We start from the raw sequence: 22,290 nt of genomic DNA, 5'->3' as shown, positions 1-22,290 counted from the left end.
TATGCCTGACTCTTACAAAATAACGAAGCCGACACCTTTTCAGTTGCACGGCCTTCCAGTTTAACAGAAGTTTTACTAAGGTCTTCGTAGATCACTGGAACCTTGTCAGGACAGGCTTATAAAGTTACCAAAAATGTCATTGTGTCAATTCCGTCGGCATAATCTTTCCATCCGGGGCACTGCGCCTGGCCAAAAGCCGTGTGTCCATGTCCTACAACGCATTGTACACCCTGATTATTCTCAAGTTGCTGCTCAACCGCTGTTTTTTCCAGATAGAATTCATAATTCAGCTGGCTGATCGGTGAATACAGCGCCTGGTTTTCTGAGAGCAGGACCGATCCATTTGTCATATAGTACTGATTGTTTAACAGGTGTAGCGCCAACTGATAATCGTAGTTGTTTTTATACTTGGAATGGTCAAAAAAGTAACCGTACTTTCTCATGGATTCCAGTATGGGCTCAAAAGAATAGTCCTTTGGAACGTATAATTTGGTAACATTTCTGCAGCCCAATCCGAAATAGAGATGCGTGTCATCTGCCAGCAAATCCAATTCTTCTTTGATTTCTGAGCCATCCAGGATAGCTACCGAGGTTCGGTTCCGACGGATGATATGAGGATATTTATTGAAATAGTACTCAAAATAGCGGCCACTGTTATCAGATCCGGTAGCGATATAGGCATCACATCCTTTTAATAATTCAGCAAATTCTGTGGTGCCTTTGCACGCCGGGTCCCATTCATTCAGCTTTGTTATCAGAAAAGATAAGAGAATGGTATCCCTGGAAGATAATTTTACCCGGGCATTATGCCCCGCCAGATATACACATAACCAGTCGTGAAAGCCTACCAGTGGAATATTCCCGGCCATTACAATCCCGACCGTTTTGGGGTTGGCCGGTAAATCAGGTACTGAATATTCTGTTGCGATGGCTTCCAATACAGGGCGACTTAAAAACTGGGTGGCAATGGTATTCGAGGCCAACTCAATGAATTCAGGGATGAACCAGGCATTTGCAGCATGCGCACGTGCTTTTGCCTCCTGCCATTCCGGTGGATTGGCTAATATAAATGCCCCCAGCTGAACCAATAAATCAATCCGGTGTTGTAAATTCAACATGTACCTCTAAATTTGCGTGCAAAGTTAACTCATCTCGAACCCATTAATCTATAAAACATGGCAATCAAAATAACTGAAGAATGTATCAATTGCGGTGCCTGCGAACCGGAATGTCCCAATAATGCGATTTACGAAGGTGGCGTTGAATGGGCCCTTAGCGATGGCACTTCTGTAAAGGGAAGTTTTACCCTGATGGATGGATCTGTCCTGGATGCAGACCAGCGGAATTCTCCAATCAGCGTAGATACCTATTATATTGTTCCCAATAAGTGCACCGAATGCCAGGGCTTCCACGAAGAACCTCAGTGTGCTGCAGTTTGTCCGGTTGACTGCTGTGTTCCTGATGAAATGTACCAGGAAACCGTTGATGAACTGATGGCTAAAAAAGAACGCCTGCATCTCTAAAATTTATTTTCCTGTTTCAGAGTAATTTTCGAACTTAGAACTGAAAGCGTTTACTAGTAGCTATGCTACTTTTTATAGGTGGGTGATATTTCCCGCCAGGTAACGGGTGAAGGAAACAATCCTTCACCTTTTTATTAACATCCAACTGAAAAATTCATGAACACGCGACCTGTGATCGCATTTCTTACCGGTGGTTATTCCGGAGAAGCTGAAATTTCTTACAAATCTGCCCTCACAATTGAAAAGAATGTTGATACCGATAAATTTGATGTCTACCAGATAGATATCCGACCCGATGGCTGGTGGTATAAAACAGCAGCTGGCGTTGAAATTGCAATTGATAAAAATGATTTCACGATTCCTCTTGAAACCCAACGAATTCAATTTGATGCAGCCCTGATTGGTATCCATGGTACGCCTGGAGAAGATGGTAAACTGCAGGGTTATTTTGATATGCTGGGTATTCCCTATACAAGCTGTGATGCTGCCACTTCAGCTCTTACTTTCAACAAGCGTTATACAGTGGCTGTTGCCGCTTTTGCAGGAATTAAAGTGGCTAGATCACTGCACTTGTTCAGAGATCGTCCCATGGCTCCGGCCAGTATTGCAGCTCAGCTCCAGATGCCGGTTTTTGTTAAGCCAAACAATGGTGGAAGCAGTATCGGGATGAGTAAGGTAACAGATCCGGGAGACCTGGCTGATGCGCTCGAGAAAGCATTCCGGGAAGATGAGCAGGTATTGGTAGAAGAGTTTATCTCCGGCAGGGAATTCACAATTGGTGTATTTCGCCAAAAAGGTGAGATTGTAACCCTGCCCTTTACAGAAGTCATCACCAAAAAGGAGTTTTTTGATTTTGAAGCTAAATACCAGGGACTCAGTGAAGAAATCACACCTGCCCAGGTAGATGAAGACATTGCAGTTAAAATTCGTTCGGCTGCCCGCCGGGTTTATGAAGTTTTTAACTGCCGGGGAATTATCCGGATCGACTTCATTTACAATGAACTGGAAGCAGAACCTTATATGTTGGAAATTAATACGGTACCCGGACAAAGTGAGGCCAGTATTGTGCCCCAGCAGGTAAGGGCAATGGGTTGGACATTGCGCGACTTTTACTCGGCTCTCATTGAAGAAGCCTTGACAGATAAATAATTTTACTTTTCTTTGAATCCGATCCTTTAAAAAATATACTAATTCGTGTTCCAATCCATTACAAAAAAACCACTCTGGGTTAGCCTTTTAATAGCTTTTGCAATTGTTGCAGTAATCGTACTGGCATTTTTCAGTTCCCTTGATTTTTTTACCCGCCATGGTGAAGAGGTTGAGGTTCCCAATGTAACCGGGAAACTATTGGAGGAAGCAACTTCTTCTTTGGAGGCCGAAGGTTTTGAAGTGGTAATCCAGGACTCTATTTACAGAGACACTGTTAAGCCCCTGGCTGTAATCCGCCAGTTCCCGGAGTCTGAATCCAAAGTAAAATCCAATCGTACCATCTACCTCACTGTAAACCGGGCGGTACCTCCTGAAGTAGTGATGCCCAACCTGGTTGGGATGAGTATACGCAATGCTGCTATCGTGCTGAAACAATTTGGATTAAAGATGGGTGATACCAGCTATCGGCCGGATTTCGCCAAAAATTCCGTGCTGGTTCAGAAGTATGATGGAAAAGAGATTAAGGCAGGAACCAAACTGCCGATGGGTACGCCTATTTCATTGGTATTGGGCAGTGGACTTTCCAACGTGGATATGGCTGTTCCTGATTTATTTGGTTTAACTTATTCAGGTGCCCGGGATCTGCTGCAAACCAGCGGCATTAATTTTGGCGCCATTGTACTGGATCCGGATGTTAAGGATACTTCCACTGCTTTTGTGTACAGGCAAAGCCCGGATCGATTAACTGCCGACCGCAGAGCAAACAGAATCCGACCCGGACAAATGATTGATATCTGGCTGAGCACCAAAAAACCAGTGCGTGACACCACTGCAACAACTCCGCGAGTTGTGACTCCTGTAGAAAATAATTATTAAACTGTTGCCATATGGATATTATTACCGTTGAAGAATTGAAAGCAAGAATGGATGCAGGAGAGAAACTGCATATCATAGATGTTCGTGAGCCGGAAGAGTTTGAAGCCTTTAATATTGGAGCAAAACTTATTCCACTGGGACGTTTCCAGATGATGGATGTGGATGAGTTGATGCCGCTTAAAGATGAAGAAGTTATCCTGCATTGCAGGAGTGGTAAAAGAAGCATGACCGCCTGCCTGATTTTGGAATCGATGGGTTTCACCAATACCAAAAACCTGGAAGGCGGTATGCTGGCCTGGCAGGAAAAATTCGGCAGCTAGGCTTCACCGTTACTTTCCGGCTGCAAGACTGAACAGGATGTAAAAGATCAAAATGATCAATACATTGATTACAATGGTTTTTTTCATTAGATACGGAATTTGGCATTTAGCACTATCCTAAATAGTGCCAAATGCCAAATTTTTAAATAGGAAATATACCGGGATATTTACCTCGTACAACTCACAACCTGATATTTACGCCACCCATAAAGTTAATTCCCGCCATGGGGTATACGTAATTTTCCGTGATCAGTTCCTGGTTGAAGATATAACTGAAGGTATAACCATTTGGTTCATACAGTTTGTTGAACAGGTTATTGATCTGAAAGATCATGGTTAAATCCTTTACCGCTTTGCCTTTCACTGTATAGGACAACCGAAGATCCTGGGTGTAAAATGCATCCAGGCTCCTGTTCCTGTTGGATGTATTATCCAGGTATTGCCTTCCAACATATTTTCCGATCAGGGCGATCTCTCCATTTTTGATGGGAGTAAGAATGGCTGTTGCACTACCCATTAAAGCAGGTGAAAAAGAGATATCTGTTTTCTCATACTTTACTGATTTCTGCGTGCCTTCATCATAGTCGTCATAGAATTCTTCAAAGTCAAGCACTTTGTTTTCACTGAGCGTCAGATTCCCGGTGAGCTTCAACCAGGAACTTGCTTTGTAACTACCCTGCAATTCCAATCCCAGGCGATAACTCCTGTCAATATTGGTTCTTGCGTAAGCTCCCACATCATTGATTCTTCCGGTTAACACCAGTTGGTCGCGGTAATTCATGTAATACAACGTAGCACCCCAGCTATATCGGCCAGATGTTCTTTCCACTCCAATTTCCAGGTCCTGTAATCGCTCCGGTTTGGGTTGTTGTGTCAGCCCTGCTTCAAAATCATCCCGATTGGGTTCCTTATTGGCGATTGCATAAGAAGCAAATGCCTGCCAGCCCTGGTGAGCATAACTGATTCCGATTTTGGGATTAAAAAACTGGTAACTGTTATCCGTACTTAGGCCCGGATTATTTCTGAATCCACTGATCTTATACTCAACGGTGCGGCCCTGGATATCCAGGAAACTTTGCCATCTTTTACCCAGTTGCTGGGTCCACTTGGCATACATGTTAAAGTCAGTTTTCCGGGCATCATTGTTATACCACTCATGTCCGGGTGCGATGGCATTTTCAGCCCAGATAACCCTTCCATAATGATCTCCATCATACCGGGTAATGGCACCCCCAACAGTAATGCCGGTTCCTTTCTTTTTGTACTGAACCGAATAGATGCCTCCATAGAAATAATTATCCAACCAAAGCTGCCGGATGAGATCTGTACTGGTAACCGGACTCCCATTGATTATTGGGTAGTTCAGTCCATAATCCTCATAATCTTCTCCTGCTTTGTATTGCTCATAGTAACCCCGACCGCGGGTCAGAAAGGCAGCAGTATTAAAGGAAAGCTGCTCTGATACGGAGTGGTTAAAGAAGAGTTGATAATGATCCTGCTGGTAATTATCCGTTTCATTGTTGTAAGGGCTACCTGGCTTCTCAGTACCCGCACTGTTAAACCTACGGTTGGGACCTCTTGCCTCTGATTGAAGAATGCCATTCCAGGCCTGGTAGGTTTTCTCTTTACCAGAAAACACATTGAGTCGCAGACTTGATTTCTCCGTGAGATAGGCACCCGAAAGATAAAAGGATTGCAAATCGGTACTGGCCCGGTCTACATACCCATCGCTGTTGATCCGGGATAGGCGGGCATCTATCGTAAAATGATCTCCTATTAGTCCGGAACCCAGTTTCACCGTGTTTTTCCAGGTATTAAAAGAGCCGTAACTGTTGTTGATTTCTGCATATCGTTCCTCACGGAATTCATTGGTGCTCAGGTTCAGGGTGGCGCCAAATGCTCCGGCACCATTGCTGGAGGTACCAACCCCGCGCTGCACCTGGATGCTCCCAACGGAAGAAGCAAAATCAGGCAGGTTAACCAGGAACATGCCCTGGCTTTCGGCATCATTATACGGAATGCCATTCAGGGTCATATTGATGCGCGTGGCATCAGAACCGCGAATCCGGATTCCTGTATAACCCACGCCATTGCCGGCATCTGAACTGACTACCACAGAAGGAGTCTGGTTTAGGAGAAAGGGTAGGTCCTGTCCCAGGTTTTGTTTCGCCAGGTCTTTGGCAGATATATTCGTACGTGCAAAGGGGGCTTTGTCACCGGCCCTGAGGGCAGTTACTTCCACTGGCTCAAGAAAAAGATTCAGGGGCTCAAGAAAAATAGTATCACCACTAACTGGAAACTGTACAACTGCAGGCCGGTATCCCACACTGGAAATAACAGCAGAACCGGATGGTGCATTGAGGCTGATTTTGCCTTGTTCGTCACTAATCCTGCCGGACCCGTCGGGCCATTCCAGGCTGGCCCTGCCAAGGGGTTTACGGGTTTGCTGGTCGGCAATAACAATTGGTCTGATTTGAGCAAAAAGAGGGATACATAACATGGATGCGCATATCCCCAAAAACATTTTTTTCATTGTGTTTCATTAAGTTGAAAAAATGATTTGAGAGAAATGCTGCGAAAGCAAAAGGAGGAATAAATGCTATTCAACCACCTTCCCTGCGCAGGCATTACCCTGACCAGGTTCAACGGGTATTATCTCAGCCTTGGACCTTAAATCCTCAGCACCCCGGGAAACTGATATTTGACTACGGCCGTAATCAGGCTGCAAGTTAAGACCAAAAAAAATAAAATTGCTGTAACATTTTGGGGAACTGATCCGTCCTACTGAAAATACAACCATCATGCGTAAACTGATAAACCTTTTCCTGCTGCTTTTTGTCAGCACCAGCCTCCTGGCCCAAACTACTACCATTACCGATAACAATGCCCGCGAGCGTTCAGTGGGAGGTTTTACCGGTGTTAAAGTATCTACCGGCATTGAACTCTTGTTACAACAAGGAGATAAAGAGGCGGTAGCGGTGAGTTGCTCCAATCCTGAATATACCGACCGCATTAAAACGGTGGTAGACAACGGAGTGCTGAAAGTATATATTGATCATACCGATGGCAATTGGAAATGGAGGAAGAACCTCAAGTTTAAAGCCTATGTGTCGGTTCGGGAACTGACTGAATTAAGTGCTTCCTCCGGCGCCATCGCAAAAACAGCCAGCACTATTAAAGGATCTAAAATTAAATTGGATGCCAGTTCCGGCGCAATCATTGAAGCCAGCTTTACTGCTACAGAAATCAGTTCTGATAACAGTAGTGGCGCTATAACAGAAATTAGCGGTTCGGCAGAAAAACTCAACGTAGAAGCCAGCAGTGGCGCAATTTTCAAAGGATATGGATTAACCAGTAATTACTGTTCAGCAGATGTAAGCAGTGGTGGTGTAGTTGATATCACCGTTACCAAAGAATTAAATGCCGAAGCCAGCAGTGGTGGCGCAATTCATTACAAAGGTGGTGGATTGATCCGTAACTTACGAACTGGTAGTGGCGGAAGTGTAAAATCTCAAAGTAAATAAGTATATGAAAAAATACCTGCTTTTAATTGGACTGGTAATGAGTGTTGTTGCCGGTCGGGCTCAGAAATTTTTAATCAATGATGCGAATGCAGAACAACGATCCGTTGGCAGCTTTACTGCTATCGATGCAAGTAGCGCTATTGATATATACATTTCTCAGGGAGATGAATCCGGTGTGGCTGTTAGTTCCGTTGATAAAAAAGTAAATGACAGAATCCGGACCGAGGTGAAGGATGGGGTGCTGAAAATCTGGTTTGATGGAAAAGGATGGAACGACTGGAGAGGTGATAAGAAAATGAAAGCCTATGTTTCCATTAAGAACCTGACCATGATCAAGGCAAATGGAGCCTGTGATATTTCAATAATGGGGGTATTAAAACAGGATGTCCTGAATATTCAACTGGGAGGTGCCAGTGATATGAAAGGTGAACTGGAATGCCGGGAACTGACCATGAACCTGGGAGGTGCCAGTGATACCCGCCTGAAAGGCAAAATCGGGAAACTGGCAGCAAATGTAGGTGGAGCTAGTTCTGTAAAGGGCTGGGACCTGGTAACGGATTACTGTGAACTGGATGCCAGTGGTGCTTCCTCTATCAATGTGGTGGTTAATAAAGAAATTTCAGCCAAAGCAAGCGGCGCTTCGGATATCAGGATTAAAGGTGAAGGCCTGATCCGGGATATGAAAAGCAGTGGCGCCAGTTCCATTTCACGTAAGGATGGATGATTTTAAAAGAATTTTTTGGAAGGGAACAGTTATCGCTGTACATTTGCAATCCAAATCGCGAAGTAGAGCAGCGGTAGCTCGTCGGGCTCATAACCCGAAGGTCGGAGGTTCGATCCCTCCCTTCGCAACCAAAGCCAGCAAGGAGACTTGCTGGCTTTTTATTGTAGCTTTATACTCGTTTATTCTATGCGACCGGATGTTCGCGCTGGAATTTGATTACCTCCCTGATCTTCTTTAGCGTAAACTCCTGTCTTAAATGCTAAAGATGAAAGTTGGATTTGTAAATATTTTTGGTCGGCCTAATGCCGGTAAGAGCACTCTCTTAAATGCCCTGCTGGGCGAAAAACTGGCTATTGTTTCACCCAAAGTGCAAACCACCCGCCATCGTATCAAGGGCATTCTGACTGAACCCGGTTACCAGATTATCATTTCGGATACCCCCGGTATTATTGAACCCAGGTACAAGTTGCATGAGCGCATGATGCAGGCCGTTAAAAGCGCCCTGGAAGATGCGGATCTGGCTATTCTCCTGGTGGATGTTTCTGATAACCTGGAAGAGAGTGATGCCATTTTTACTGCCCTGCGATTAAAGGTTCCGGCGTTGTTGGTGCTCAATAAAATTGATGGTGTGCCTGAAGAAAAGCTAACAGCTGCCAAACAGTTTTTTGAGAACAAACCTTATGTACGGGAGATACTGATGGTTTCAGCTCTTAAGCAAACCGGTTTGCCTGCCTTATTGGAAAAAATCCTGAGTTATCTGCCGGAAGGTGAGCCCTTTTTCGATGAGGATAACCTAACGGATCTGCCTACCCGCTTTTTTGTGGGAGAACTGATTCGCGAGCAGATCTACCAGCTATACCAGGATGAAATTCCCTATCATGCTGCGGTTTTGGTGCAGGAATTCAAGGAGAAATCTACCCTGGTAAAAATCATGGCAGATATCATTGTTCACCGCGATACCCAAAAGGGAATCATCCTCGGGGAACGTGGTAAAATGATTCGGGAGCTGGGCACAAGGGCCCGCATAGAAATCGAAAAATTCCTCGGACAAAAAGTATTTCTCGAGCTGTTCGTAAAAGTGCGTCCGAAATGGAGGGATAATGATTTGTATTTGAGGGAGTATGGATACAAGTAAGTGAGACGTCAGACGTCAGAAGTGAGACGGAGGAAAACAAAACAAAAAATAAAAACAAAATAATCATAGAATAGAAGTCGATGTCGGGTTTTTTAAATTAGAGATCCCTAATTCATACTTCCAAATTCATAATTCATACTTCCCATGTCTGGATATACTGTAGCAATAGTTGGTAGGCCGAATGTTGGCAAGAGTACTTTTTTCAATCGGCTGCTGGAACAGCGAAAGGCAATCGTAGATGATGTGAGTGGCGTAACCCGCGACCGTCAATATGGTATTGCGGAATGGAATGGTAAAACCTTTAACGTGATTGATACCGGCGGTTTTGTACCTAAAAGCGATGATGTGTTTGAGCAGGAGATCAAAAAACAGGTACTGATTGCACTGGATGAAGCCGATGCCCTGATCTTTATGACGGATACCGCTACCGGTATCACAGACCTGGATGAAGCAATGGCAGATGTACTGCGTCGCACTACCAAACCAGTTTACCTGGTGGTAAACAAGGTGGATAACAACCAACGCATGCTGGAGGCGACAGAATTTTACAGTCTTGGTTTTGAAAAAATATTCTTTGTTTCTGCTATTAGTGGTAGTGGAACCGGTGAAATCCTCGATGCGGTGGTGGAAGCAATTCCCGAAGATCGCCTGGCGGATGATGAAACTGCTGACATCCCAAAGTTTGCTATCATCGGACAACCCAATGTTGGTAAATCCTCTTTGTTGAATGCGCTGGTTGGACAGGAGAGAACCATTGTGAGTGATATCGCCGGAACTACCAGAGATACCATTCATACTCACTACAATATGTTCCAGAAGGAATTTGTATTGATCGATACAGCGGGTATTCGTAGAAAACAAAAAGTGCATGAAGACCTCGAATTCTATTCTGTGATCCGTGCTATCAAAGCCATGGATGAAGCCGATGTCTGTTTACTGGTGCTGGATGCAGAAAAAGGTATTTCTGCCCAGGATCTCAGCATCTTCAGCCTGGCTGCGAGAAAAGGAAAGGGGATTGTTATCCTCGTAAACAAATGGGACCTGGTTGAAAAGCAAACCAATACGGCAAGGGATTATGAAAAGCAGTTGAAAGAGAGACTGGCGCCTTTCACAGATGTACCTGTTTTGTTTATTTCCGCCAAAGACAAATTGCGCATCTTCAAGGCAATTGAAATTGCTCTTGAGGTGGTAGAAAATAAAAAGAAAAAAATTCCAACTTCTCAACTCAACGATGTAATGCTGAAAGCCATCGCTGCTTACCATCCGCCGGTTGTTAGAGGTAATCCGGTTAGTATTAAATACGTAACCCAATTACCTACCCACGTCCCTTCCTTTGCATTTTTCTGTAATTACCCGGATGATATTAAAACTCCTTATCGTAATTATCTGGAAAACAAGCTGCGTGAAACCTTTGATTTCAAAGGGGTACCTGTTCGTATTTTCTTCCGTAAAAAATAAACCCTTTAGTATGAAAACGGTATTGCTTGTTATTGGACTAGCTGTTTGTATGATATCCTGTTCCAATAGTTCGGATTCTTCCGGAACCACTGTTGATAGTACTGCTATTGAAGCAGCTGCTGACTCCGCCGCCAAAGTTGCAAGAGATGCTGCCAAAGCAATCGATTCTACTGTGCAGGCAGCACTTGATTCAACTGCCGTTGATAGTGTTGCACAATAAAAACCGATACCGTTTTTTAACCCAATCGGCTACTTCGCGCTTTTTGTACAATCAGGTAACTGTAACTTGGTCGGGACAAAAAGTGAGTTATGAAATTGTGGTGTTGGGGTATTGTCTGGCTGCTTGTGGTCCCATGCAGTTATGCCCAAAAAAAATGGACCGGCAATGGTAATACAACCTTTTGGAATAATCCGCTCAACTGGGAAGGAGAAACAGTTCCTGACTCCCTGGATCATGTCTTGTTGGATAACAGCTTTCTTACAGCCAGTTATGAAGTGATTCTCCCCGATACAGGGGTTGTTGTACAATCGCTTGAGATTAGTCCAACCGGTTCCTCCTTCATTCGCATCTTACTCCCCGTTACCAATACAGTTACTAGTTCAAGCGGCTCTCCCTTGCCAAGAGGATTTTCGACTATGGGTATGGGTTATACGCTCCTGCTTCGGAAGAATGCAGCTTTCATCAATGCGTCAGGTAGCAGTAGTGGGTATGCGCTCCGCATTAGTGATTCCATCCGAATAGAAAATGGTGGCCGATATATTCATCAAAGCAGAACCGGCCATGCAGACCTGGTGAATCAACTGAGCAGGGCTGAAGGGACAGAGAACGGTGTGTTCAGAATGGAAAACACTGATGCTGCTTCTACTTTATCCATCAGTGGTAGGGTCTTCGGTAGCCTGGAATTGTCTTCCGTTGCGAGTCCGGCTGGTACTTGTACCTATTCTTCCTCCGGTACCAATTCCGCGCTGATCAGAGGTGATCTGGTTGTAGACAGCGGAACTGTTTTCAGTCTGCATTTCAGTGATACCATTCAGGTGAATGGTACGCTTCGACTCGATAAGGCCACTTTAAATATGTCAACTGGCAACAGGAGTTCCTGTCTGAAACTAATGGGAAATCTGGAAGAACTTAACTCCCGTATCCTGGAATCTAATCAATCCGGAGCTACCGGTTGCCTATTATTTGGAGGTGCTTCTTTACAACAAATTTATTCATCCGGGCAAGTACTGGATAGTATATGGTTCATGATAGACAATGCTGCCGGTTTGCAATTGTTATCAGATCTTGTCCTTCCTTATGATGTAAACCTTAAAAAGGGATTCCTTCGAACGATGGGGCATCAATTGGTCTTAACTGAAAAATCCCGGCTTACGCATGCTGTTGGTACAGGTATCGCAGGCACTATTCAAAAACGATTTAATTCACAGGATACCACCAGCTTTCCTCTCATTAACAAAGATGTTGTAAGCCTGGTTCAGGTTGCTAATTTTTCCGGGACTATGAAGCTTTCCTATCATCGTGATGATGCCAACATAGAAGGACAACAACTGGCACCCGGTATCAGCACGATTTCTTCTCTTGAGTTTTGGACTATTCTCAGTGTGCCCGATCTCAATTCACCTGATCCGGTTTTTGAGTTTAGTTATTCAGGAGCACATAGTGGAACCATTCTGGATACGGCAGCACTTAGTATAGCTGCTTTTGCTGATAATCAATGGAGCTCTATTAGGGATGGACTAACACCTGGTTCAAGTCCTGAACAAGGCAGGATCCGAACGATTGCACTGGACCGAAACCTATTGAGTGCTTCCAGGTTTACACTGGCCAATAAAACAGGTGGTGCGAATATTCTACCTGTGCTGGTGGAGTCCTTCTGGATCAGCAGAAATGCTGGTTATTGGAGCGTAAACTGGGAACTGGCTGGCGGAACAGAGCCAGCAGCTATGGAAGTGGAACTGGCAGAAAGAGGGGAGCCGTTTAAATCAGTTGCAACGCTACAGTACATACCCGGAAAACGAGTGTATTACTATAATTTACCAAACCGCCAAACCAGTGCTTTGTGCAGAGTTAAATTGATTGACGGCAATGGCGCCCAACAGTATTCAAAGGTTATTAGATTTCCAGGTACGATACTGCCATTGCAGAACCAGGTTCGTTTGAATGCAGCATCTTCCTCTATTCAAATTGATAGCAGGGAGGCGGGTCGCTATTTGCTGGAAGTATATACTGCAGCCGGACAACTATTATTGCGTCACCCAATCAATCAACCATCGGGAATAGCCAGTCATTGGATTCCTTTGCCTCGAAAAACAAACCAATGGCTCCTGTTTCGGCTTACTGATCAAAAAGGAACTCCTACTATTCTGAAACAAATCTGGTAGGCGGAATTATATCAACCCTTCCACTTTCTTTTTAAACTGACGGAATGCTTTCTGCTCATCCGAGATAAAACTGTTTTCCCTCAATTTACCTACTACTGTTTCCATTTCCGCTTCATTGTTATAAACCATCTGCCTGAATTCGTTTTGGTAATCCTTGGCCCGGCTTTCGAAAATCTTTTCGGTCATGAGTTGACGGGTACTGATGGCATTTTCCAGTAGTTGTCGAACCTCTGCTGAGGTTGAGGATAAATCCACCCCATGGCGTTGCTTATAAATTGCCAGTGCATGCTTTAGTTTTTGCAAAGCATATTGATCCGTTTCCTGCTGGTAGCGAGCATGCAGTTCTTCCCAGCTTTTTATTTTGCCCGACCGGATAGCTGATAGCCATTGGTCTTCTGTTGCTGCTTCCACCAACTGCCCACCGATATTGGTCCACCTGGACACCTTTTCTGCTTTGGGCAATTTTGCCACCATACGGTTCAGTGTACTCAATGGATTTCGCTCAAATGCAAGCAGAATCTCTTTGGCTGCATAATAATCCAGCAAACGGCTGAACCATTGATAGGCCATCGCCGCTTTTTTAATCAATACAGGACGTTGACTGTTTTCAGCCAGTTCCAATTCTATGGTAAGATCCTGTATTGCCATTTCCCCCTCCTCCAGCAACCCTCTTCCTTTTGTCCGCCACTGTCTTTCTGTTGCTTCTTTCCCCTGCTGCTGGTACCAGGCTTTTCCTGTTGCGAGCGTTAATATATCCAACGACTCCAGCATTTCATTTGCTGTGTCCGGTGCCAGAAAATCGTATTCAATTTGCTGTAGTTTTTCAATGCGCTGATCTCTCGCTACGTATTTCCAGGAGTTTCTTGCCAATGCATACATGTTGTATTCAAACCAGTAAGCCGGCATCACTATCAGTTGGTCATGCGTTACATCGTTGCTGATCAATGAAAAAGGTAGTCTGATATCTAATTCGGCAGGATAATCTCCTTTGGCCAGAATCGAAAAGGAGGCAAATCGTGAATTGTGCTTCAGGCTCACACACAAGCCAGGCCAGAAGCCTCTGCCTGCAATCAATTCTCCATCCGCTGCTCTTGAGTTATGATTGGATCCAATTGTTGCTCCTGCCGCCATATTGGATTGACCCATTACCAATGCAGCACATAAAAAGGAATTGTTGTGGTGCTGTTCATGCGCCGGAAAAATCAGGGAATTCAATACCTCACAACAGGAGATCGTTGCATTGTTTCCAAGATAAGAGTTAATAAGGCGAGCACCATATTTCAATTGTGAATGGCTTGCCATTATAAAACGCACTGCCTTAACGCCATAAAAGACCCTGCAGCCTTCTCCAATAATGCCATTCACCAACTCACAACCTTCACCTACCTGGCTGCGGGCATCCGGTTTGGAATGGATGGTTACATTTTTGATTTTATTCGCGCCTTTGATATAGGCATCACTTCCAATGTATACGTCTTTCAGTATCCTGGAATTCTTAATTACTGTCCTATCACCAATCTGACCATACTGCCCTCTGTCCTTGCTGAAACGATTATTCGTCATCTCCACAAAGCGCTGTTGCAACTGCTCGTCCTGCCTGTTCCGGCTCCACAAATACGCATCTCCCGGCAACATGCCATCAAAGGGCAATATTCTGCGGCCTCCGTTTTCATTGCAGACTTCCAGCCATATCCTCACTTTCTCTTCTTCGCCTTCCTTCAAAATCCCATTCCCGAATTTAGAGTGACTTGAAGTAGCCAGTTCATTGATGTTCACCAGCATCACTTCATTTCCAATAATAAAATGCGATAGATAATTCACATTATCCACTACCACATTGTCTCCAAAGTCAGAACTGATGATGGTGCTGTTATACAGTCCCACTGCCATCTTGAGGTTGTTAAACTCGAGGCAATACGGCTCGAGTTTGCCAATCCGCACCAGTCCGTAAAACTTACAGTTCTTTACTAACTCCGGATTAAAAGCATCGGATACCAGTAACTTATTCCAGTCGTCACTCTGGTTGCGGTTGCGCACCAATACTTCAATTTCATAAGCTGTGAGCTGCCGGTATTGGATGCCACTGTTGTTCTGGCGGTTTCTATGGAAATACTCATCCTTCCCTTCCTTGAGATATTGATTTTCTACAAATCCATATCCCAGGGATTGAAGGGGATTTTTTTTGATCAGATTCATAAGAGACAGTTATTCTACTGTTACGCTTTTGGCGAGATTTCGGGGTTTGTCTACATCCAGTCCTTTTGCTACACCAATGTAATAGGCGAGGAGCTGCATGGGAATCACATTGATAATGGGCGCGATCAGCTCATCCGCATAAGGAACAACGATCAAATCATCTACCAGCGCATTGGCTGCATCATCTCCTTCACTCACTACAGCAATTACTTTTCCTTTACGTGCTTTGATCTCCTGCATATTGCTCAGGACTTTCTCATGGAAACTGTCTTTTGTTGCCACAAAGAATACCGGCAGTTTGTCATCCACCAATGCAATGGGACCATGTTTCATTTCTGCAGCCGGATAACCCTCCGCATGGATATACGAAATCTCTTTCAGTTTCAGCGCGCCTTCTAATGCAACCGGGAAATTATAACCGCGACCCAGGTAGAGCGCATCAGATGCATCTTTGTATTTAAGCGCGATTTCATGGATGGCATCTTTCTGCAACAAGGCCGTTGCCACTTTTTCTGGTACATCATTCAGCTCATTCAGCAAATGCATATAGCGTTTTTCACTGATGCACCCCTTCATGTAACCTAATTTCAATGCCATCATGGTCAATACCGCTAACTGCGCTGTAAAGGCTTTGGTACTGGCTACTCCAATCTCCGGACCAGCATGCGTGTAGGCCCCGCCGTGAGAGGTACGGGCAATGGAGGATCCTACCACATTCACTACGCCCAATATGATGGCTCCTTTTTCTTTCGCACTCTCAATTGCTACCAGGGTATCTGCGGTTTCACCACTCTGTGAAATTGCAATGATCACATCTCCCTTATTGATAACCGGATTGCGGTACCGGAATTCTGAAGCATATTCCACTTCAACCGGTATCCGGGTCAGCTCTTCAAATATATATTCCGCAACAAGTCCCGCATGCCAGCTGGTTCCACAGGCTATCATGATGATGCGGTTGGCGGTCATCAGTTGCTCTGCATATTGCTGTATTCCACTCATTGTGATGGTTCCTGCACTGGCATCCAGTCTTCCGCGCAAACAATCAAATATGGTATGCGGTTGTTCAAAAATCTCCTTCAGCATGAAATGATCATAGCCGCCTTTTTCAATAGCTGCCAGTTCCATGTCCAGCTTGGTGATGAAGGGGGTGATCTTTTCATTACCCAGGTTTTTCAGGATCAGTTCATCCGGACGAATAATCGCCACTTCATAGTCATTTACATATACCACTTCCTTCGTGTATTCAATAATAGGAGAGGCATCCGATGCCAGGAAATGTTCTCCTTTGCCGATTCCGATTACAAGTGGTGATCCTTTTCTTGCGGCAATCAGGGTATCCGGATTGTCTTCATCCAGTAACACAATCACATAAGCACCCACCACCCGTTTCAATGCAATTCGTACCGCTTCTTCCAGGCTGCCTTCATTGTTCACATAAATGTCTTCAATGAATTTCAGCAGCACTTCCGTATCCGTGTCACTCTGGAACGTGTATCCTTTTTTGATAAGTTCTCCTTTGATCTGGGCATAGTTTTCAATGATCCCGTTATGTATCATGGATAACTTGCCATTTTTGGAGGTATGAGGGTGTGCATTCCGATCGCAGGGTTCACCATGTGTTGCCCAGCGGGTATGGCCAATTCCAATATTCGAATGCAGGTCTTTACCGATCAGTGTCTCTTCCAGGTCAGCAACCTTCCCCTGCTTTTTATACACTTTCATTCCATTGTTCAAGAGAGCCACCCCCGCACTGTCGTACCCCCTGTATTCTAACCTTTTCAGCCCTTTTAAAATGATTGGATAAGCTTCTCTATGTCCGATGTAAGCAACAATTCCACACATATTTATTATCTTTTTTTGTTATAAGGTGCCGGCAATAAAACGCAAACATAGTTAAATTATTTTTTAAGCAATCGTTTGCGTAAGCCGGTTAACTCAGAGCATGAGGCCCCGTAAAAAGAGATAGGCAACGCTGAAATAGAGGATCAACCCGGTTACATCAACCAATGTTGCAACAAAGGGTGCGGAGGATACGGCCGGATCAGCACCGGCTCTTTTTAAGAAGATGGGTAACATGGATCCGCTGATCGTACCCCATAATACTACTCCCATCAGGGATATTCCAACTGCAGCGCCCAACTGAATATAATAGATGCCATATACTTCCGGGAAAAACTGCGACCAAACAATTACTCTTGCAAATCCAATGATGCCCAGCACACTCCCCAACAACAATCCAGAAATGATTTCGCGCTTGAGCACCCTCCACCAATCCGATATGGTTATTTCTCCTACCGCCATTGCCTGGATGATCAGGGTGGAGGCCTGTGATCCACTATTACCTCCACTTGATATAATCAAGGGAACAAATAAGGCCAGCACTACCGCTTTCGCGATTTCATCTTCAAAATAACCCATCGCCGAAGCAGTCAGCATTTCTCCGATAAATAACACTACCATCCAGACAATACGCTTCTGGAACAATTTGAAGATGGGCATTTCAAGATATGGCTCATCCAATGCTTCCGTACCACCAATCCGCTGCATATCTTCACTGAATTCCTCATTGGCAACCCAGAGCACATCGTCAATGGTTACAATGCCCAGCAATATATTCTGATCATCCAGCACCGGTAGCGCCACCCGGTTATTCATCTTGAATGTCTGGTTGGCTACTTCCTGGTCATCATTTACATTCAATGCGATGTATCTGTAATCTATTATATCACTTACCACTTTATCCGGACTCGTCATGATCACATCCCGGATTCTCATGTCATCCACAAATTCTCCCTTATCATTCACTACGTAAATCACATCAATCGTTTCCGATTCACGTCCCACTTCCCGGATATGATCCAGTACTTCGGTCATGGTCCAATCTGCATTTACCGCGATATAATCCGGGGTCATCAATCGTCCCACACTGCCTTCAGGATACCCAAGCAGGGAGAGTGTGATTTTTCTTTCTTCCGGATCCAGTGTTTTGATCAGTTCTTTTACCACTTCACTGGGCAACTCTTCAAGAAAAGAGGTCCGGTCATCCGCAGGTAGTTCATTCAGTAGCTCGGCCGATTTTAACGGTGGCAACTCCTGGATGATTTGTTTCTGTACGGAAGTGTCCAGGATCTTGAATACACTGGCAGCCCGGTGCGTGCTCATATTGCCGATGATCTGGCTGGCAAATTCATCAAACTCATCCACCAGTTCAGCCACGTCGCTGATGTTCTGATTATTCAGAAACTCGCGTATGCGCAGCTTGTCTTCCAGGTGAATGATGGAAGCAAATTGTTCACTGATAGACGCAGGGGTTTCCAGATCTTCGGTCATGGGGTAAAAATACATTTTTATATTGCAGGATGATTTTACCCTGCCTGATAATTGCCCCAACTCCCTCCATGGGCAGAGGTGTGTTCACGCTCGAGCCACTGGAGGCCGATACCCTGGTAGAGATCAGTCCGGTTATTGTATTGTCTGAAACCGATCGCCTTCTGCTGGATAAAACCCTGCTGCACTATTATATTTTTGAATGGGGAGAGGATAATAAAGCCTGTTGCGTGGCACTTGGCTATGTGTCTTTGTACAACCACAGCTTCCAAAGCAATTGCGAATATGAAATGGATATGGAATCCCAAATGATCCGTATAAAAACTGTACGCCCAATCAATGCCGGAGAGGAATTATTCATTAATTACAATGGCGACTGGAACGATCCCAAACCTTTATGGTTTGATGCCCTCTGATTATTGCATCGGCAAGTTGGTGATGACAAGATTCACCTGTCCTTTTACCTGTGCCTGCACCTGCACATTGTCTTTGTTAATAACAAGGCCGGTTAACCGAAGCTCCTGGGTATTGCCTGTCATCTGGATTCCATCCATAATAACCCGGTTGAGCTGTGTATCAATTTTTACTTTATTTTTCAAATAGAGCTCGCGTACGTTGATCTTTGCCTGCTGCCGTAAACTCTCCAGGATCTGCCGGTTGAAGAAGGTTTTCCCAACTGCCAATACCAGGCTCGAGGAATTTAAGTCATATTCCAGATCCGGTACCTGTAATTGCTGCGTCTGTATATCGAGCTCTGGTGTTCCGGTTAGAAACAGCGTTCCTCTTTTGGTGCCCGTAAAATCAATCTTAAACCGAACTTTGTAATTGTCAAGTCCGGATACTTCAACACCTGAAATGCGAATCTTTTCACCTTTTACATCAAACTCTCTTCCTTTCAGTGTTCTCGTTAATAAGGTATCAATGGTACGGTAATCATAGATCGCATTGGTGGTCAGATTAAAACCATCTCCATTTACTGTACCACTTAAGGGAGGCAGGTGTTGCGTCACTGACGTATTGATGCTGTCGGAACTGATCTCCGGAAAGCAGGATAAGCCGGCAATAAATTTCAACGTATCACCAGTTAAGTTGATGGCACCCAGCTTAACCGAATTGGCATTTAATTTCATAAATCCATAGGTGCTAAGCGGAATTTTCTTTCCTGCTCTTTCTGCCACCGGATTTAATACTTCGTCAAACCGAAGGTTGCGCATATTCTGATCTACAGCTGCACCATAAAAATTAACCGCTGCCGCGATGCTGTCCATTACCTGCTGGGTAACATCATTATTGAAAATAGTTACAACACATTTATCAATTGCCTGCACTTTCTCCACCCGGGTGCTGGTTTGCAAGCGATAATCGGGCGTGAATCTCAAATCGGATACCAATTGAATATTCACTCTTCGCATCGGCTCTTCACCAAACCCACAACTTCCATTGATCCAGGGCGAAACCGATTGTCCCAATACACATACGGTTTTACTTCCGGCAATCTGGTACCGTCCATTCATGGTCATGGTTACCCGGTTGTTTACACAACTGAACTGAAAACCGGATCGAAGAAAGCGATACTTGTACCGGAAGTCGCAGCCACTCTGCAGATAAGCCGGCCATCCATCCGAAGTAATGGTAGTAGGGGCTAATTGTTCTGCCTGCTGTAAAAAGGGTTTGACTACAATTTTGACAGGTATATGTATCACCGATTCTGTGAGTGGTGGTAATGTTTTTACAACAGGGGGCGGTGCAGGTTTTGCTGCTTTCTTACTGCTTCCACAGGAAGCAAACAACGAAAAAAGGAAAATTGTGCCAACAAGAAGGATTCGGTTACGCATAGTTGTTATCAAAGGATTTCGTTTACATGGATACGGATATTCTCAGCTATTTTTTCTGTCGGTACATCATTGGCATCACCTCCAAATGGGTCTTCAATTTCCTCTGCGATCAATTCAAGGCTGGCAAGCACATAAAAGATAAAAGCTACTACGGGAATTACGAGATACCCCAAATTGAATACAAATCCAATCGGTAACGTAATTACATAAATGAAAATGAATTTTTTGATGAATACACTGTAGGAATATGGGATGGGTGTGTTTTTGATTCGTTCACAGGCACCACAGATATCGGTAAATGATAACAGTTCTGCATTGATGGTAATGAGCTGATCTCCTGTAATCACATTCTTTCGGTAGAGCTCCTGAACTCTTCGCATCATCAAGGCTGCTACCTGGTTGGGCAGGTGCCTGGATTGATCCACCGCCAACTCCGGATGATCAATTTCATCCAAGGCCAGCCTTGTTTTCTCTGAGCGAAGATGATCTCTGAGCATGCTGGCATATAAGGCAATGGACTTACGGAAAAAATTCCGGGTCACATGATCATCCACAGCTAACATACTATCCAGCTTTAATGCAAGGTTTCTGGAATTGTTCGTCAGTGCTCCCCATAGTTTTCTTCCTTCCCACCAGCGATCATAAGCAGTATTGGTGCGAAATACAAGCAACATGGAAATCGCAAAACCGAGCAGGCTATGCATGATCGATACTTGCTTCAAATGGCTGTTCTGCGACAATTTCAAAACTTCTACTTCCACATAAGCAACACCCCAGGAGTACAGTGATATCAAGGCGATTAAAGGTAGTAACTGCCGGATGGTATCAGCCTTGTGTAACTTAAACAGTACAGATAGCCAGTCTTTGGTATTATATGATATCATTGTTTAGTTGGATTGGGTGGTAAAACGATAGCCTCGTAAAAAATCCTGGATACCCATTCTTTTTTTGCCCTGCAATTGCACTTCTTCCAGGTGAATATAGCCATCCGGCGCTGCAAATTTCAGGTAGGTGGATTGGTCGGTTTCAAATTGTCCGGGTGCAATTGCCGGTTGGGTTTTTTCTTTTTTTGTTTTAAATACTTTCAGCGTCTTGCCTTCCAATGAAGTAAAGGCAGCAGGGTAGGGAGATAATCCCCTTACCAGGTTATGAATAGCATCTACATGCTGAAACCAGTTGATATGGCAGGTTTCTGTAAAAATCTTGGGTGCGTGTTTGGGTGGGTGTGTAGAATCCACGAGCCTGCCTTGCGGTATCTCCTTGATGCTTTCATTCGCAAGTCCCTCAACAGTTTTCACCAATAACTGAGCTCCCAATTCTTTCATCCGGTCATGTACGGAACCTGCATCTTCATCTTCACTTATTGGTAAGCGTTCCTGCAATAAAATATTGCCGGTATCAATTTCATGCTGCAATTTAAAGGTGGTTACTCCGGTTTCTTTTTCTCCATTGATCACAGCCCAGTTGATGGGAGCTGCTCCTCGATAATTGGGAAGTAAGGAACCATGTACATTAATCGTTCCCATTGGTGGGCGGTTCCATACCATCTCAGGTAACATCCGGAAAGCTACTACCACCTGCAGATCCGCTTTCCACTGATCAAGTGCTTCGAGGAAATGTGGATCGCGTAATTTTTCGGGTTGTAATACAGGGATATGATGAGCGAGCGCAAATGTTTTCACGGCGCTGTGTTGTAATTGCAATCCTCTGCCAGCCGGACGATCAGGTGCTGTTACAACTCCAACAATGTTACAACCCGCATGTACCAATGCATCAAGCGATGCAACTGCAAATTCCGGCGTTCCCATAAAAACAATTCGCAAAGAGCGATAATCCAT

At 44.5% G+C, this 22,290-nt stretch carries 19 protein-coding genes, 1 tRNA gene and 1 riboswitch; of the genes, 12 read left to right on the top strand and 8 right to left on the bottom strand.

Annotation, left to right across the window (positions count from 1 at the left end):
• Nucleotides 1-116: 116 nt before the first annotated feature.
• The gene (locus MD536_RS09165) at nucleotides 117-1,118 is read right to left on the bottom strand and encodes an aldehyde dehydrogenase family protein (protein WP_239598097.1); all 1,002 of its coding nucleotides are present in this window, start codon (nucleotides 1,116-1,118) and stop codon (nucleotides 117-119) included.
• A 57-nt stretch (nucleotides 1,119-1,175) separates the two neighbouring features.
• Here MD536_RS09165 and MD536_RS09160 point away from each other — a divergent pair, with 57 nt between their 5' ends.
• The 4 genes from MD536_RS09160 (at nucleotide 1,176) to MD536_RS09145 (ending at nucleotide 3,868) form a co-directional block, all read left to right on the top strand.
• On the top strand, nucleotides 1,176-1,523 hold the full coding sequence (locus MD536_RS09160) for a 4Fe-4S dicluster domain-containing protein (RefSeq protein WP_239598096.1): 348 nt from the start codon (nucleotides 1,176-1,178) through the stop codon (nucleotides 1,521-1,523).
• Nucleotides 1,524-1,679: 156 nt separating this feature from the next.
• A complete protein-coding gene (locus MD536_RS09155; RefSeq protein WP_239598094.1) occupies nucleotides 1,680-2,672 on the top strand; it encodes a D-alanine--D-alanine ligase in 993 nt (330 codons plus the stop codon).
• Nucleotides 2,673-2,717: 45 nt separating this feature from the next.
• Nucleotides 2,718-3,548 (top strand): PASTA domain-containing protein, encoded by an 831-nt coding sequence (locus tag MD536_RS09150; protein ID WP_239598092.1) that lies wholly within the window; start codon nucleotides 2,718-2,720, stop codon nucleotides 3,546-3,548.
• Between the two features lie 11 nt (nucleotides 3,549-3,559).
• A complete protein-coding gene (locus tag MD536_RS09145) occupies nucleotides 3,560-3,868 on the top strand; it encodes a rhodanese-like domain-containing protein (RefSeq protein WP_239598090.1) in 309 nt (102 codons plus the stop codon).
• Between the two features lie 181 nt (nucleotides 3,869-4,049).
• On the opposite strand, the gene MD536_RS09140 is transcribed toward MD536_RS09145, so the two are convergent.
• On the bottom strand, nucleotides 4,050-6,401 hold the full coding sequence (locus MD536_RS09140; protein ID WP_239598088.1) for a TonB-dependent receptor: 2,352 nt from the start codon (nucleotides 6,399-6,401) through the stop codon (nucleotides 4,050-4,052).
• 62 nt (nucleotides 6,402-6,463) lie between these two features.
• Nucleotides 6,464-6,567, bottom strand: a riboswitch (TPP riboswitch).
• A 102-nt stretch (nucleotides 6,568-6,669) separates the two neighbouring features.
• Between MD536_RS09140 and MD536_RS09135 the strand changes: the two genes are divergently transcribed.
• The 7 genes from MD536_RS09135 to MD536_RS09105 all read left to right on the top strand — a co-directional run bounded on the left by MD536_RS09135 (nucleotide 6,670) and on the right by MD536_RS09105 (nucleotide 13,091).
• A complete protein-coding gene (locus MD536_RS09135; protein ID WP_239598087.1) occupies nucleotides 6,670-7,392 on the top strand; it encodes a head GIN domain-containing protein in 723 nt (240 codons plus the stop codon).
• 4 nt (nucleotides 7,393-7,396) lie between these two features.
• Nucleotides 7,397-8,116: a head GIN domain-containing protein gene (locus MD536_RS09130; RefSeq protein WP_239598085.1), complete on the top strand. Its 720-nt coding sequence runs from the start codon at nucleotides 7,397-7,399 to the stop codon at nucleotides 8,114-8,116.
• A gap of 56 nt (nucleotides 8,117-8,172) precedes the next feature.
• A tRNA-Met gene (locus MD536_RS09125) sits at nucleotides 8,173-8,247 on the top strand.
• 134 nt (nucleotides 8,248-8,381) lie between these two features.
• Entirely contained in the window at nucleotides 8,382-9,251 is an 870-nt protein-coding gene (gene era / locus MD536_RS09120) for a GTPase Era (protein WP_239598084.1), read from the top strand.
• A gap of 144 nt (nucleotides 9,252-9,395) precedes the next feature.
• Entirely contained in the window at nucleotides 9,396-10,709 is a 1,314-nt protein-coding gene (gene der, locus MD536_RS09115; RefSeq protein ID WP_234864531.1) for a ribosome biogenesis GTPase Der, read from the top strand.
• Between the two features lie 10 nt (nucleotides 10,710-10,719).
• On the top strand, nucleotides 10,720-10,929 hold the full coding sequence (locus tag MD536_RS09110; RefSeq protein ID WP_239598082.1) for a hypothetical protein: 210 nt from the start codon (nucleotides 10,720-10,722) through the stop codon (nucleotides 10,927-10,929).
• Between the two features lie 89 nt (nucleotides 10,930-11,018).
• Nucleotides 11,019-13,091, top strand: coding sequence for a hypothetical protein (locus MD536_RS09105; protein WP_239598081.1), 2,073 nt, complete (start codon nucleotides 11,019-11,021; stop codon nucleotides 13,089-13,091).
• 6 nt (nucleotides 13,092-13,097) lie between these two features.
• On the opposite strand, the gene MD536_RS09100 is transcribed toward MD536_RS09105, so the two are convergent.
• From MD536_RS09100 to mgtE, 3 genes are all read right to left on the bottom strand, one after another.
• A complete protein-coding gene (locus MD536_RS09100; protein ID WP_239598079.1) occupies nucleotides 13,098-15,287 on the bottom strand; it encodes a DUF4954 family protein in 2,190 nt (729 codons plus the stop codon).
• A 9-nt stretch (nucleotides 15,288-15,296) separates the two neighbouring features.
• Nucleotides 15,297-17,132 (bottom strand): glutamine--fructose-6-phosphate transaminase (isomerizing), encoded by a 1,836-nt coding sequence (glmS, locus tag MD536_RS09095; RefSeq protein WP_239598077.1) that lies wholly within the window; start codon nucleotides 17,130-17,132, stop codon nucleotides 15,297-15,299.
• Nucleotides 17,133-17,225: 93 nt separating this feature from the next.
• A complete protein-coding gene (gene mgtE / locus MD536_RS09090; RefSeq protein ID WP_239598075.1) occupies nucleotides 17,226-18,620 on the bottom strand; it encodes a magnesium transporter in 1,395 nt (464 codons plus the stop codon).
• A 29-nt stretch (nucleotides 18,621-18,649) separates the two neighbouring features.
• Between mgtE and MD536_RS09085 the strand changes: the two genes are divergently transcribed.
• Complete coding sequence (locus MD536_RS09085; protein WP_239598073.1) at nucleotides 18,650-19,033, top strand: SET domain-containing protein; 384 nt, start codon at nucleotides 18,650-18,652, stop codon at nucleotides 19,031-19,033.
• Here the strand turns inward: MD536_RS09085 and MD536_RS09080 are convergent, their stop codons facing one another.
• Genes MD536_RS09080 through fmt form a run of 3 tightly spaced genes read right to left on the bottom strand, consistent with a single transcriptional unit; the run spans nucleotide 19,034 to nucleotide 22,290 of the window.
• Nucleotides 19,034-20,452 (bottom strand): DUF4403 family protein, encoded by a 1,419-nt coding sequence (locus MD536_RS09080; protein ID WP_239598071.1) that lies wholly within the window; start codon nucleotides 20,450-20,452, stop codon nucleotides 19,034-19,036.
• 8 nt (nucleotides 20,453-20,460) lie between these two features.
• Entirely contained in the window at nucleotides 20,461-21,336 is an 876-nt protein-coding gene (locus tag MD536_RS09075; RefSeq protein ID WP_239598056.1) for a bestrophin family protein, read from the bottom strand.
• A gap of 3 nt (nucleotides 21,337-21,339) precedes the next feature.
• Complete coding sequence (gene fmt / locus MD536_RS09070; protein WP_239598055.1) at nucleotides 21,340-22,290, bottom strand: methionyl-tRNA formyltransferase; 951 nt, start codon at nucleotides 22,288-22,290, stop codon at nucleotides 21,340-21,342.

This window comes from Flavihumibacter cheonanensis, assembly GCF_022352215.1.
GTDB classification, from domain to species: domain Bacteria; phylum Bacteroidota; class Bacteroidia; order Chitinophagales; family Chitinophagaceae; genus Flavihumibacter; species Flavihumibacter cheonanensis.
This window is presented reverse-complemented; position numbering and strand designations above follow the sequence as displayed.